The following is a 14,082-nucleotide window of genomic DNA, read 5'->3' as shown; positions in this document are numbered from 1 at the left end:
ACGACGACAGCGGTCCCCGAGCCCGGAAACGGGCTTGGGGACCGCTGTCATGTCACGTCGCAGTCGGATTGGCGGCGGCTGTTCTCCTACGGGAGCGGATGACCGTGCGTGGACGGGGGCGAGCCGATGCCGTCGTGCTCCCGGCCGGCCCGACGCCCGGGGGAATCCGGGGGCACGCCGACGCCGGATCGGTACGTCGCACAGGGAGAGGAACACCGTCCGCCCCGGACACGCGAAGAGGCGGCGCTGGGGGCTCGGCACCCGCCATCACCGCCTGCGGCTGTGCCTCTGTCTAGAAACTGGCCTTTGCTGTCGGTGCCTTCAGCTCGCCGAGGAAAGGCCGCCACAGGTGGGTCGGATCGTTCTCCACGGCGGTGATCACCTCTCGCATCGCGGCGAGCGCACGCGGCTCCTCGTCGTCGTACACGTCGCCCTGAAGCATCTTGAGCACATCGAGTCGATACCGCGGATCCTGGACGAACGCGGTGAACAAAATGTTGAGGCGGTAGTAGATGGAGATGAACTCGTACCAGTTGTTCACCGCCTTGCGCAGTTTCGCCTCGTAGTTCGCGAACCGCTCCTTGCGGAAGTCTCCAGCCTGGTGCGCCGCGAGGATGTCCGCGGCCGCGATCCGAGCGCTGTTGAGCGCCACACTGACGCCACTGGAGAAGATCGGGTCCACGAAACGTGCCGCGTCGCCGACCAGCAGGAAGTTGTCCCCGGCGATCTGCTCCATCCCGTAACTGTAGTCGCCCTCGACCTTGAAGGGCTTGATCTGGTCGGCGTTCTTGAGGGCGTCGAGCAGGTCGGGCCTGCTGGCGACCGTCTCCCAGAAGAAGTCCTCCCGGGTGCCCTCCGCCTGCTGGAAACGCTTCTTCTGGGTCACCACGCCGATCGACGTGATGGTGTCGGTGATCGGGATCTGCCACACCCAGGTGTCGGTGAGGGGCAGGAAGTGGATGAAGATGAAGTCCGCCTGGTCACCCTTGGGGTTCAGCGCCTGGCGGTCGAAGTTGTCGAACCAGGTGTGGACCGCGTACTGGTTGAAGACCGGGTCGTTGACCTTCACCTTCAGCTGGTTGCCCAGCATCGTCCGCCGGCCGCTGGCGTCGACCACCATGCGTACGGGCACGTCGACCGACTGGCCGCCCATACGCGCCCGCACCACCGGGAATTCGCCGTCGAAGTCGACCTTGCCGACCCGGACGCCCTGGTAGACCGTGGCCCCCAGGCTCTCGGCATTCTTGAGCAGGATCAGGTCGAACTTGGAGCGGTCGACATGGAAGGTGTAGTCCCGGTCCACCCCGGGCTGGTCCCTCTCGTCGAAGCGGATCTCCGCGGTGCGGAAGTCGTGCGGGCCGGCACCATAGCCGAGCGCGTCGATCGAGCGGGTCTCGGCGGACGTCCAGGCCGCTCCGTACTTCTTCGGGAAGTTCGCGGCCTCGACAGCCGGCATCGCTCCTATCTCGAGCAGCACCGGGGTCGTGGCCGTCACCAGGGACTCCCCCACATGTTCTCGAGGGAAGTTCTCGGCCTCGAAGACCACGACGGACATTCCACCTCGCGCCAGGTATGAGGCGATGGTGGAGCCGGCGGGTCCGCCGCCGATGACCGCAACATCGAAGTCTGGACTCATGTCATTCTCCTGCTCCATCGGGGCGGTGGTCGAGTTCGGGGTGGACGGACGCGCCGTCAGTCACCCTGCGTGGAGCTCGACAACCATCGCGCTGATGCTGTCAAGGTCCGCGAAGTGGTTGCCGGTGATCCGGGTCGGCGGCACGGTGACGCCGAACTCCTCGTAGATGTAGGCGAGGAGCTGTCCGGTGTTCCGGGAGTTGAGGATCCCCAGCTGCAGCAGCGGCGTGGCCGCAGTCAGCTCAGTACTGCCTTCGGTCTCCTCCAGAAACGTCCGGCTCACGTATCCCGTGATCGCAAGGAGGACCTTACTTTCGGTCAGAGGGGCGGTTGTCACGGATTCCTCCTCGTATCGGCCGCAGGCACCACGCGTCCTCGACAGGACATGGCCGCCCGCTGCGACCCATTCACCATTCTCCTGATGATGAATTCTACAGTCGATGACTTGTTGGTCAAGGACAACTCGTCGAGGAGTCGTGCTGACCCATGCAGGAGTCGAGATCGGTGCGCGGGCGACGGAACCAAGACTCACCATCAGATGAGTTCATCGACCGTTGGAGGGTACGCCCTCGCGATGAGCTGTCAACGCAGCACCTGATCTTTCACCCACCGCCACAGAGAGGTCACTCCCCTCTCGACCAGCAGTTCCAGGTGTCGGAGGCGTGCATCTGGATGCCCGAAATCCTGTTGCTCAAAGGAGAGTTGGTTGTCGCAGTCCGTGGTGGGGTGATACATAGACCGACATGACAGAAGACAAGGTTCTTGAACAGTTCGACCAGGCAGCGGCGGCCCTGGAGAACGTGGTCGCCGGCGTGAAGCCTCTTCCCTTCGATGCCCCGACGCCGTGCAGCGAGTGGTCGGTTCGACAGTTGATCAACCACGTCGTCGGCGGAAACCGCATGTTCACCGGTTTGGTCACCGGCAGCGGACCGGCCCCGGAGCAGGAGCCGGGCGACGATCCACTGGAGGCGCTCAAGAGTTCCCGCGCCACGCTGCGCGAGGCGTTCTCGGCCGACGGCGTGATGGACAAGGTCTTCCAGACTCCGATGGGTGAGCGCCCCGCCCCCCGCCTCGTCACCACGCGCATTGTCGAAATGAGCCTTCACGGCTGGGACCTGGCCAAGGCCACGGGGCAGTCCATCGACCTGCCGCAGGACGTTGTCGACACCTGCTTCAACCAGCTTCGCGCCATGCTGCCGGCCGAACGTCAGGGACTGCCGTTCGGGAACGAGCAGCCTGCCGCAAAGGGCGCGGCCTCTGTTGACCGGCTCGCGGCGTTCGCGGGTCGAGTCATCGTGTAACACCTGTCCAGGTACCGGTCGCCACACCGGGCCACTGTTCCGAGAAGCGATTCCACGCGCCACAGGCCGACGACACGCTCACCCGAGCGCGTCGTCGGCCTTTTTTCGTCACGGACCCTCTCCATCCCCGAGAGTCGGGCGACCGGCTCATCACATGATGACTTCGTCGCTTGCATCCGGTCAGCGACCGCAGGCATACTCAACATCGCCGATTTCATCGAACGTTGAGTCGCGAGGGGGAGTGCGTAATGACCAGCCAACAGGCGGAAATGCTGCAGACCACCGTCCTAGCGGACGTCGCCATCATTCTGGCGGCCGGAGTCGTGTTCGTGTCCGTCTCGCGGTTCCTGCGGCAGCCCACTGTCATCGGCGAGATCCTGGCGGGCATCGCCCTTGGACCGAGTCTTCTCGGACTCCTGCCCGGGGATCTCACCGCACGTGTCTTTCCGACCGAAGCGCGCCCGCTGCTGTCGGCGATCGCTCAGATCGGCTTACTCCTGTTCATGTTCATCCTCGGGTGGGAGCTCGATCCGAGGCTCTTGAGCAAGTCGAAAGAAGCCGTGGCGGCGGTGACCGTCGGCAGTATCGTCCTCCCGTTCGCCCTCGGCATCGGCGCGGCAGCCATGTGCTACGGAGATCATTCGATTGTCGCCGGCAAGCAGGTGCCGTTCCTGGCGTTCGCGCTCTATGTCGGTGTGTCCATGTCGGTGACCGCGTTCCCGGTTCTCGCCCGAATCCTCACGGACAGCGGGCTCGGGCAGACCCGGGTAGGTGTCCTGGCCCTGGCAAGCGCCGCTCTCGGGGACATCGTCGCCTGGTGTCTTCTCGCCGTCATCATCGGCCTGGCCACGACCGGCAGCGCGACGGGCGGGTTCGCCGTCATCATCGGCTGGTCGGCCGTCTACATCATCGGCATGGCCGTGCTGGTCCGGCCTCTGCTCGCGAAGGTGACCAGCCGGCTGGTAGAGCGTGGTCGCACCCTGCACCTGGTGGCGCTGGTCGCGACCGGCGTCTTCCTCTCCTCCTGCGCAACCTCGCTCATCGGCATTCATGCCATCTTCGGTGCCTTCGCCTTCGGCATCGTGATGCCCCGTCATCCCCGGCGCACGCTGGAGCCGGCCGTGCAGCAACCACTGCAGAACATCGCGCGGTTCCTGCTCCCGGTGTACTTCGTCGTCACCGGGCTCTCCGTGGACGTCCGGGCCCTGGGCGCGAACGACTGGCTGGTTCTGGGGCTGCTCCTGACGGTCGCCTGCGTCGGCAAGGTCGTCGGCGCAACCCTCCCCGCCCGCTGGACCGGACTGCCCTGGCGGGAGTCGCTGGGCGTCGGCGTACTGATGAACACCCGCGGACTGACCGAACTCATCATCCTGAACGTCGGTCTGAGTCTCGACATCCTCGACGATCGGCTCTTCACCATCATGGTTCTCGTCGCGCTCATCACGACCGGCATGGCAGGCCCCCTGCTCCCGTCGCTGGTCAAGAAGCCGAAGACCGACACGGCGGCCCCCGTCTCTGGCACCGTGCAGCAGGAGACCGTCCCGAGCGGGAGCGTCCAGTGAACGCCTCTCGGTGAGACGGGCCGGCAACGGCAGAGGTGACGTCGAAGGCCCCTGGAAACCGCCATGGTGTCCGGGGCCTTCGACGTCGGGTGTGACTAGCCGGTAACGGTCCAGGTGTCCTTGCCGGTGAGGAGCTGTCCCAGGTCGCCCTTGCCATTCTGTTCGATGGCGGTGTCGAGCTGGTCGGCCATGAGGGTGTCGTAGACGGGCCGCTGCACGGAGCGGAAGACGCCGATGGGGGTCTGGTGGAGCGTGTCGGGGTCGGCGAGGCGGGAGAGCGCGAACGCGGTTGTCGGGGAGGTGGCGTGCGCGTCGTGGATCAGGACGTGGGCCTGGTTCTCGGGGATGACGGTGACGACCTTCAGGCCGTCGGCGGCCGGGTCCCGGACGACTCCGTTGGTGTTGTCGGTGCCGAAGCGGATGGGCTGTCCGTGCTCGAGGCGGATGACGGCGTTCTGTGCCTGGTCCTTGTCCTTGAGGGCGTCGAAGGCGCCGTCGTTGAAGATGTTGCAGTTCTGGTAGATCTCCACCAGCGCCGTGCCGGGGTGGTCGGCCGCGGCGCGCAGGACACTGGTGAGGTGTTTGCGGTCGGAGTCGATGGTGCGGGCGACGAACGACGCCTCGGCGCCGAGGGCCAGGGAGACCGGGTTGAACGGGGCGTCGAGGGAGCCCATCGGCGTCGATTTGGTGATCTTGCCGATTTCGGAGGTGGGGGAGTACTGGCCCTTGGTGAGCCCGTAGATCCGGTTGTTGAAGAGGAGGATCTTGAGGTTCACATTGCGGCGCAGGGCGTGGATGAGGTGGTTGCCGCCGATGGACAGGGCGTCGCCGTCGCCGGTGACGACCCAGACGGACAGGTCGCGGCGGGAGCTGGCGAGTCCGGTGGCGATCGCGGGGGCGCGGCCGTGGATGGAGTGCATCCCGTAGGTGTTCATGTAGTACGGGAAGCGGGAGGAGCAGCCGATGCCGGAGACGAAGACGATGTTCTCTTTGGCCAGGCCGAGTTCGGGCATGAAGCCCTGGACGGCGGCGAGGACGGCGTAGTCGCCGCAGCCGGGGCACCAGCGCACTTCCTGGTCGGACTTGAAGTCCTTCATGGACTGTTCGGCTTCGGCCTTGGGCACCAGGTTCAGGAGCGGCTCAGGCATCGATGGCCTCCTTGAGGACGGCGGCGAGCTGCTCGGCCTTGAACGGCATGCCGTTGACCTGGGTGCGGGACTCCGCGTCGACCAGGTACGTCGCGCGGATCAGGGTGGCGAGCTGCCCGAGGTTCATCTCCGGGATCACCACCTTCTCGTACCGCTTCAACTCCTCCCCGAGGTTCTTCGGGAAGGGGCTGATGTGGCGCAGGTGTGCCTGGGCGATCGGCAGGCCGTTGCGGCGGATGCGGCGCACAGCCGCGGTGATCGGCCCGTAGGTGGAGCCCCAGCCCAGCACCAGGGTGCTCGCCTGGTCGGGGTCGTCGACCTGGATGTCGGGGACCTCGATGCCGTCGGTCTTGGCCTGGCGGGTGCGGACCATGAAGTCGTGGTTGGCGGGGTCGTAGGAGATGTTGCCGCTGCCGTCCTGCTTCTCGATCCCGCCGATACGGTGTTCGAGACCCGGGGTGCCGGGCACGGCCCACGGCCGGGCGAGGGTCTGCGGGTCGCGCTTGTAGGGCCAGAACACCTCGGTGCCGTCGGCCAGTTCATGGTTCGGACCGGTCGCGAACCGGACCCGCAGATCCGGGAGGTCATCGACGTCGGGGATCTTCCAGGGCTCGGACCCGTTCGCGAGATACCCGTCGGAGAGGAGGAAGACCGGGGTGCGGTACGTGAGGGCGATCCGGGCGGCGTCGAGTGCGGCGTCGAAGCAGTCCGCCGGGGTCCTGGGCGCCACGATCGGGACCGGCGCCTCACCGTTGCGCCCGTACATCGCCTGGAGGAGGTCGGCCTGCTCGGTCTTGGTCGGCAGGCCCGTGGACGGGCCGCCACGCTGGATGTCGATGACGATCAGCGGCAGTTCGAGGGAGACCGCCAGCCCGATCGTCTCCGACTTCAGCGCCACCCCGGGCCCGGACGTCGTCGTCACCGCGAGCGACCCGCCGAACGCGGCCCCCAGCGCCGCCCCGATCCCCGCGATCTCGTCCTCGGCCTGGAACGTACGCACACCGAAGTTCTTGTGCCGGCTCAGCTCATGCAGAATGTCCGAAGCCGGGGTGATCGGATACGACCCCAGGTAGAGCGGCAGGTCCGCCTGCCGGGATGCGGCGATCAGCCCGTAGGACAGGGCCAGATTCCCCGAGATGTTGCGGTACGTGCCCGCGGGGAAGGCCTGCGAGGCGGGTGCCACCTCGTAGCTGACGGCGAAGTCCTCCGTCGTCTCCCCGAAATTCCACCCCGCCCTGAACGCGGCCACGTTCGCCTCCGCGATCTGCGGCTTCTTCGCGAACTTCGCCCGCAGGAACGCCTCGGTCCCCTCCGTCGGCCGGTGATACATCCAGGACAGGAGCCCCAGCGCGAACATGTTCTTCGAACGCTCGGCCTCCTTGCGCGAGAGCCCGAACTCCTTCAGTGCCTCGATCGTCAGCGTCGTCAGCGGCACCGGATGAACGCTGTAGGCCTCCAGCGACCCGTCCTCCAGCGGACTGGTCGCATAGCCGACCTTCGCCATCGGGCGCTTGGTGAACTCATCGGTGTTCACGATGATTTCACCGCCGCGCGGCACATCGCCGATGTTCGCCTTCAAGGCGGCCGGGTTCATCGCGACCAGCACGTTCGGGGCGTCGCCCGGGGTCAGGATGTCGTGGTCGGCGAAATGCAGCTGGAACGACGAGACACCCGGCAGGGTGCCTGCGGGGGCGCGGATCTCGGCCGGGAAGTTCGGCAGCGTGGAGAGATCGTTCCCGAACGACGCGGTCTCCGAAGTGAACCGGTCACCTGTGAGCTGCATACCGTCACCGGAGTCACCGGCGAAGCGAATGATCACCCGATCGAGTCGGGCCACGGGTTTGTGACGACCCGGCAGCGGCCGGTCAGTGGTGTTGGTCAGGGGCGGGCTCTCGCCCTGGGGCGTGGGGTTCACAAGAGACCTCCTCGACACTCCGCCGGGGCGATCCAACACCCCGCACAGATCGTATACTCAACACTCGATGACTTCAATGAGTGTAGAGTGGGGTGGAGTGCAGACGGGGCGGTCGGACCGGCGATCCGCCGTGCCGTAAAATGAGCCGCGCACGGGAGGAATCCATCGACAGAGGAGCGGCAGTGGAGCAGGAAGCCCGGCACCCCTCCCACAAGAAGCGCAGCGGACGCCGGACGGGCCCGACAAGCAGTCACGATCTGATCCTGGAGACCGCCCGCTCGGCGTTCAGCAAGCGCGGCTTCGAGGGCACCACGATGCGAGCGGTGGCCGACGCGGCCAATGTCGACTCGGCTCTGATCCACCACTTCTTCCTGTCCAAGGAAGGGCTGTTCATGGCGGCGGCCCACGACGCCTTCACCGTGCAGGACCTTCTCCCGACGGTCGTCTCGGGCGACATGGAGCACGTGGGTGAGCGCCTGGCCCGCGCGTTCATCACGCATTGGGAGGATCCCGAGATCCAGCCCCGGCTGGAAAGCCTGATCCGCTCCGCGAGATCGTTCGAGGGCGCGACCGCCGCCCTGCTCGACTTCCTCGGCGCCGAGATCCTCCTGCCGGTCGCGGCCGCTGTCGGGCACGGCAGGCCCGAGCTGAGGGCCTCGCTCGTCGGCACCCAACTGCTCGGCGTGGCCTACGCGAGGTGGGTGCTGAGACTCGAACCGCTCGCGTCCTTGAGCGCCGAAGAGTTGGTCGCCTGCGTGGCGGACACGTGCCAGAGCTATCTCACTGATCGCCTCTGACGTACCCGCTGGGCGCCGGGATCAGTCCCTTGAGGCGGGCCAGACGGGCGTTCAGTACGGACATGAACTCGCCTCCTTCCAGGAGGGAACAACCGCCGTCGACCCACACGGCCTCGCAGCCGCCGGCAGTCTCCTGCCTCCACACCTCCATGCCCACGCCGTCGGCCGCCCGGTCCTGTCGCCCGGCGACCGCCAGGACGGGGCAGGACAGGCGCGGTCCGAACCGGCGTACATACCGCTCCGCGAGCCGCAGATCCGCACGGAGTTCCGGCCGAAACATGCGTGCCACATCCGTCGCGTGCGGCAGGTCGCCGAGGCGCGGGAGACCAGGCAGGCATGTGCTCGCCGGCTCATGGACCGCGGTGCACGACAGCGGGGCGGAGGGCCCGTTCCGGCCCACCACGACCAACAACTCGGGCGGGGCGGCGCGTCCGGCAAGAGCTCGCAGGACCTCGAACGCCAGCAGGGCGCCAAGGCCGTGTCCCAGCACCGCGTACGGCCCGTCGATCTGCCGCACGAGCCGCTCGGACAAGTCCCGGACCAGCGCGTCCCACTCGTCGATCAGTGGTTCGCGGAGCCTGGTGCCGTGTCCGGGCAGGTCGATCGGGACGACGTCGACACCGCGGGGCAGCCGGGGGTGCCAGAGACGGTAACTTTCGGCGTTGCTGCCGGCCGGGGGCAGACAGAACAGCTTCAGCCGCGAGCCGCCCCCCTCCCCTGCCGGCCGGTCCGCAGCCGGCGGCGGACCGACGGTCGACAGCAATGCGCCTATAGACACCTGGCGTTGGCGAACCCGTGCTCGCGGTGCATGGACGGCGACGGATCCGGAGTACCCCGCGGCGACCTCCAGATCGCGCACGGTCCAGCATGGGATCGCGCCGGCCTCCTTTGGCAGTCCTTCCACGCGCACCGCCGCACCGGCCCGCCTCGGCAGTCGGGTGGCCACGGACCGCAGGTCGCCGGCCAGCCCCGTACCCAGCGCCTTGAGGACCGCCTCCTTGCGTGTCCAGGACTGGAACAGGAGGCCCTGGCGAGCAGATTCGTCGCTCCGATGCCACTCCCGGTACTCGGACGGGGAGAGCGCGATGCGGGCCATGCCGTCGAGCTCGGCGAGCGGGCGTTCCCTCTCGACGTCCACCCCGACCTCGCCGGCGGTGGTGAGGGCGACCGCCGCCAGGGTGCCCGAGTGCGTCAGGTTCACCCGCAGCGCCGGTACTTTCCCGGCGGGCGACGTGTGGGCCCGGAGCCCGGTCTCGGGCGACTCCTCTCCCGTAGAGCCCCATGCTTGGAGGACGGGTTTTCCGTTCTGGCCGCGCACCAGTTCGGGCAGTGGCAGGGCCGCGCTCGTGGCGGCGGCCACCAGGATGCGTAACGCGGCCTGCGCGCAGATACCGCGCCGCCGATGCGGTTCCAGCATCCGGTCAAGCCGGTCCTGTTCGGCGGCCGGCAGCACGGACAGTGCTCGACGGGCCGCCGCCTCGTCGTCCACATGGACCAGCCAGACGAGCACGTCGGGTCCGGGCGTGACTCGCGACGCCGCGGCGGAGTCAGCCAGTTCTCCGTTGACCATGCGGCTCATCATACGTAGACTTCAACACGCGATGAAATCTACATGCTGTAGATGCTCTGGCCGGTGGGGAGCGAACGATGCTGGACGAGCGGAGAGGACAGCCGTCCATGGCCGACGTCACGCGGACCGGACGTCGGACGGTGACCCATACGCCGTCGGCTAGGCCACCTCCGCGGCGCCCTCTTCCCGCAGGACGGACTCGGGCAGTGGCTCCGTGAGGTAGCGCTGGATGTTGCGTCCGACGACGCGGATCAACTCCTGGTGGCTTGCCGCCGCAAGGGCGGGCTCGTTCAGCAGATACCGGCTGAAGGCCAACGAGAACATCTGCGACGCGGCGAGCGACGCCCGCAGTTCGGGCCGGTCGGGGCTGACCGCCTGGGCGACGGTGCCGAAGAACGGGCCGACGAAGGCGTCCTTGGTGAGGTCCGCGATCTCGACACTGTTGAGCGTCGCCGACAGGCGGACCAGGGACTTCGCCGAGCCCGGGTCTTCCCAGAACCCCAGCATGAACTTCACGATCCGGCGGCCGACCCCGCCGGGAGCGCCACGCAGGATCTCGGCGGCGAACTCTTTCGGATCGACGCGGACCTGGACGGCTTGCAGGAGCAGTTTCTCCTTGGAACCGAAATAGTGACGCACCAGGCTCGGGTCGACTCCCGCGCGCCGCGCGATGCCGCGCAGGCTGGCGCCGTGGTAGCCCCGGTCGAAGATCTCCTGCTGCGCCGCCTCGATGAGCACCTGCCGCATTGCGGGCATCGGCTGCCCGCCAGCCGTACTAGTTTCCACTGCACCACCTCTGATCGTTTCACCTGGCCGCATTGTCCCACGGCCGATGACCTCTTGATCCTTGATCTCGCCTGGAAAACGAGGGAAGTGCTGTCGGCCTACGGTCGGATGCCGGCGCGCGGCCCGGTTCCTGCGCCACTGATGACGGTGATCTCACACCACAAGACAGGAGACCTCGTGGAATTCAGTTGGACTTCCGATCAGGTCGACAGGTACGACAGAACGCTGGAAGCGGTGGCGCGGGCATTCGGCACACGAGCTCGCGCGGCCGACTCCTTCTATCTTCGCAAGGAATGGGAAACCCTCGGCGAGCTGGGGCTGCTCGGGCTGTGCGTGCCCAAGCAGTACGGCGGCCAAGGCCTCGGGGCGCTGGAAACCGCCCGGCAGGTCGAGGCATTCGGGCGCGCCTGCCCGGACACCGGCCTGGTCTTCGCCGCCAGCGCCCATCTCTTCGCCTGCACGGTGCCGATTCTCGAGTTCGCCGAAGAACGGCTGAAGGAACGCCTCCTTCCCGCACTGTGCTCGGGGCGGTTGATCGCCGGCAATGCCATGACCGAGGACGAAGCAGGCTCCGACGTCTCCCGGCTGACCGTGACCGCGCGAGAGGTGGAGGGCGGGTTCCTCCTCAGCGGAGAGAAGACATTCGTCAGCAACGGGCCGGTCGCCGACGTCTATGTCACCTATGCGACCACGGACCCTGAGGCGGGCCACCTCGGCGTGACGGGTTTCGTGGTCGAACGGGGCGCAACAGGCCTGAGCGTGGGCGACCCGTTCGACAAGCTCGGGCTGCTGTCGTGCCCGGCCGGAACCGTTCGTTTCGACGACTGCTTCGTGCCTGACAAGCAGGTCCTCGGGGTACGCGGCGGCGGCGGCGCGATCTTCCAGCACTCCATGGGCTGGGAGCGGGCCTGCCTGTTCGCCGGCTATCTCGGGCTCCTCGATCGGCTCCTCGACAGGTGTGTCGAACATGCCCGGAAGCGACGCCAGTTCGGAAAGCGCATCGGCAGATTCCAGGCCGTGGCGCACCGCGTCGTCGAGATGAAGCTGCGGACGGAGAGCGCCCGCCTGCTGCTGTACCGCGCCTGCTGGGAGATGGACCAGCAACAGGCCTCCGCGCTCAGCATCGCGCTGTCCAAGCTCGCCGTCTCCGAGACAGCGGTCGCCGCCGCGCTCGACGCCATCCAGATATTCGGCGGCCGAGGCTACCTGCGGGATCACGGGATCGAGGCGTTCCTGCGCGACACCGTCCCCAGCACGATCTTCTCCGGCACCTCGGACATACAGCGGCTCCTCGTCGCGGAGGAGCTCGGACTGTGAAACTCCACGCACTCGTCATCGAAGCCGCCCAGCGCTCGCCGGACGCCCTCGCAGTCTCGGCGCAGGACGTGGACCTGACCTACGCGGAACTCGACCGTCTGGCGGGCCGGTTCGCCTTGGCCATGAGCAGCCGGGGGGTGCGCCCCGGCGACCGGGTGATCCTCTGGGGCGGAAAGAGCGCCCTGGCCGTGGCCTTCATGCAAGGGGCGCTGCGCATCGGAGCCGCATATGCGCCGGTCGCCTCCGCCAATCCCCCCGACCGGGTGGCCCGCATCGCCTGCGACAGCGACGCCGTCCTGGTCGTGGCGGACGAGGCGGCCGCCTACACGCTCTCCTCCGGACCGGCCCCCGGCGAGCTGGGCGGTGCCGCCGTCGTCACCCTGGACACCATGCTGGCCGAAGCGTCCGAGGACGCCGCGCCGGAGATCTTCGACAGCCACCCCGACGACATGGCGTACATCCTCTACACCTCCGGGTCGACCGGCACGCCCAAGGGCGTCTGTCTCAGCCATCGCAACGCGCTGGCTTTCGTCGACTGGGCGGTTCAGAGTCTCGGACTCGGTCCGGAAGACCGCCTGTCCAACCACGCCCCCTTCAACTTCGACCTGTCGGTCTTCGATCTGTACGGCGCGTTCCGTGCCGGGGCGTCCGTACACCTGATCCCACCCGAGATGGCCTACGCACCCGCCCAACTCGTCGCGTTCGTCCGGGAGCGGCGTATCTCCGTCTGGTACTCGGTGCCTTCCGCACTGACCCTGATGATGCGGGAGGGAGAGCTGCTCAAGGGAGCGAGGCCCCCCGCGTTGCGCGCCTGCGTCTTCGCCGGCGAACCGTTCGCCATCACGCAGGCCCAGACGATGCGCAGAAGCTGGCCCGACGTACGGCTGCTCAACTGGTACGGGCCCACCGAGTCGAACGTGTGCACCTCCTACGAGGTGACGGAGGCCGATCTCGAGCGGACAGGCCCGCTGCCCATCGGCAGCCCGGCCTCCGGGGACTCGATCACCCTCGACCCCTCCGACAAGGAAGGCGAGATCGTGGTGACGGGGCCCACGGTGATGCTCGGCTACTGGGGACGCGCCCGACAGGCTGGCCCTTACCGGACCGGGGACATCGGACGGATCGGCCCGGACGGTGAACTGGAGTACGTGGGCCGTATCGACCACATGGTCAAGGTCCGCGGTCACCGCGTCGAGCTCGGCGAGATCGAGGCCGTGCTCGCCCGCCACCCCTCGGTGGCGGGCGCGGTCGTGGTCGTCACAGGAGACGCGCTGGAATGCCGGCTGCACGCCGTGGTCGTCCCCGCCGGGGCCGAGCGCCCGCGCCTGCTCGGCCTCAAGCAGCACTGCGCGCGGCACCTGCCCACGTACATGCTCTTCGACGCCGTGCATGTGGTGGGCAGCCTGCCCCTGACACCGAACGGCAAGACCAACCGACCCGCGCTGGTAGCGGCGATAGAAGGGGGGACCTTGTGAACGGCATGACAGACACGACAACGGAGTCCGAGCTCGAGGGCATCGGGTACGCGGAGTTCCGCAACATCATGGGCTCGTTCGCGAGCGGCATCAGCGTGGTGACAACCCTCGACGACGACAATCAGCCGTGCGGTATGACCTGCTCCGCCGTGTGCAGCGTCTCCGCGGACCCGCCGCTGCTCCTCGCCTGTGTACGGACACCCAGCAGCACCCTCGACACGGTCCGTAAACGCGGGCAGTTCGCCATGAACTTCCTCGACTCCCAGGCCCGGGACCTCTCGGATCTGTTCGCCAGCCGCACCCCGGACAAGTTCGCCGCCGTGCAGTGGAGCCCCGGCGACACCGCCCGTATGCCCATACTCGACCGCACGCTGGCCCACGCCGAGTGCGAGGTGCACGACCTCATCAACGCCGGCGACCACGTCATCGTCCTCGGCCGGCTGGTGGGTGGGGGAACCGACACCACCAGGTTCCCTCTTGGCTACTGGCGCGGCAGTTACGTCCGGTTGTTCCGCATGACCGCCACCGCACGGTCCTGACGCACTATGGGGGCAGCGCCACAACCGAATCGGCGCT

At 67.5% G+C, this 14,082-nt stretch carries 12 protein-coding genes; 6 read left to right on the top strand and 6 right to left on the bottom strand.

The annotated features are described in order from the left end of the window. Window positions 1-292: 292 nt before the first annotated feature. Together OG306_RS39980 and OG306_RS39975 are read right to left on the bottom strand one after the other, a co-directional pair. Complete coding sequence (locus OG306_RS39980) at window positions 293-1,636, bottom strand: NAD(P)/FAD-dependent oxidoreductase (protein ID WP_266908903.1); 1,344 nt, start codon at window positions 1,634-1,636, stop codon at window positions 293-295. A 60-nt stretch (window positions 1,637-1,696) separates the two neighbouring features. Beyond that, window positions 1,697-1,972, bottom strand: a complete 276-nt coding sequence (locus OG306_RS39975) for a phosphopantetheine-binding protein (protein ID WP_266908905.1) — start codon at window positions 1,970-1,972, stop codon at window positions 1,697-1,699. Between the two features lie 406 nt (window positions 1,973-2,378). On the opposite strand from OG306_RS39975, the gene OG306_RS39970 reads away from it, so the two are divergent. Beyond that, window positions 2,379-2,936: a TIGR03086 family metal-binding protein gene (locus tag OG306_RS39970; protein ID WP_266908907.1), complete on the top strand. Its 558-nt coding sequence runs from the start codon at window positions 2,379-2,381 to the stop codon at window positions 2,934-2,936. Window positions 2,937-3,184: 248 nt separating this feature from the next. After that, window positions 3,185-4,498: a cation:proton antiporter gene (locus tag OG306_RS39965; RefSeq protein ID WP_266908909.1), complete on the top strand. Its 1,314-nt coding sequence runs from the start codon at window positions 3,185-3,187 to the stop codon at window positions 4,496-4,498. A gap of 95 nt (window positions 4,499-4,593) precedes the next feature. On the opposite strand, the gene OG306_RS39960 is transcribed toward OG306_RS39965, so the two are convergent. Together OG306_RS39960 and OG306_RS39955 are read right to left on the bottom strand one after the other, a co-directional pair. Continuing rightward, a complete protein-coding gene (locus OG306_RS39960) occupies window positions 4,594-5,646 on the bottom strand; it encodes a 2-oxoacid:ferredoxin oxidoreductase subunit beta (protein WP_266908911.1) in 1,053 nt (350 codons plus the stop codon). Beyond that, window positions 5,639-7,528, bottom strand: coding sequence for a 2-oxoacid:acceptor oxidoreductase subunit alpha (locus tag OG306_RS39955; protein WP_266908931.1), 1,890 nt, complete (start codon window positions 7,526-7,528; stop codon window positions 5,639-5,641). Before OG306_RS39955 ends, OG306_RS39960 begins: the two co-directional genes overlap by 8 nt. Before the next feature lie 215 nt (window positions 7,529-7,743). Between OG306_RS39955 and OG306_RS39950 the strand changes: the two genes are divergently transcribed. Then, window positions 7,744-8,358, top strand: a complete 615-nt coding sequence (locus OG306_RS39950) for a TetR family transcriptional regulator (protein ID WP_266908913.1) — start codon at window positions 7,744-7,746, stop codon at window positions 8,356-8,358. Here the strand turns inward: OG306_RS39950 and OG306_RS39945 are convergent. Together OG306_RS39945 and OG306_RS39940 are read right to left on the bottom strand one after the other, a co-directional pair. Next, entirely contained in the window at window positions 8,342-9,928 is a 1,587-nt protein-coding gene (locus tag OG306_RS39945; RefSeq protein ID WP_266908915.1) for an alpha/beta fold hydrolase, read from the bottom strand. The two genes, OG306_RS39950 and OG306_RS39945, sit on opposite strands and share 17 nt — an antisense overlap. 159 nt (window positions 9,929-10,087) lie before the next feature. Then, window positions 10,088-10,666 (bottom strand): TetR family transcriptional regulator, encoded by a 579-nt coding sequence (locus OG306_RS39940; protein WP_432762223.1) that lies wholly within the window; start codon window positions 10,664-10,666, stop codon window positions 10,088-10,090. 225 nt (window positions 10,667-10,891) lie between these two features. On the opposite strand from OG306_RS39940, the gene OG306_RS39935 reads away from it, so the two are divergent. The 3 genes from OG306_RS39935 to OG306_RS39925 are packed head-to-tail and all read left to right on the top strand — an operon-like array spanning window position 10,892 to window position 14,045. After that, the gene (locus OG306_RS39935; RefSeq protein ID WP_371666198.1) at window positions 10,892-12,031 is read left to right on the top strand and encodes an acyl-CoA dehydrogenase family protein; all 1,140 of its coding nucleotides are present in this window, start codon (window positions 10,892-10,894) and stop codon (window positions 12,029-12,031) included. After that, window positions 12,028-13,506, top strand: coding sequence for an amino acid adenylation domain-containing protein (locus OG306_RS39930; RefSeq protein WP_266908917.1), 1,479 nt, complete (start codon window positions 12,028-12,030; stop codon window positions 13,504-13,506). Before OG306_RS39935 ends, OG306_RS39930 begins: the two co-directional genes overlap by 4 nt. Window positions 13,507-13,511: 5 nt before the next feature. Then, window positions 13,512-14,045, top strand: a complete 534-nt coding sequence (locus OG306_RS39925) for a flavin reductase family protein (RefSeq protein ID WP_266908919.1) — start codon at window positions 13,512-13,514, stop codon at window positions 14,043-14,045. Window positions 14,046-14,082: the final 37 nt, after the last annotated feature.

The sequence above is a fragment of the Streptomyces sp. NBC_01241 genome (assembly GCF_041435435.1).
Classification (GTDB): Bacteria; Actinomycetota; Actinomycetes; order Streptomycetales; family Streptomycetaceae; genus Streptomyces.
This window is presented reverse-complemented; position numbering and strand designations above follow the sequence as displayed.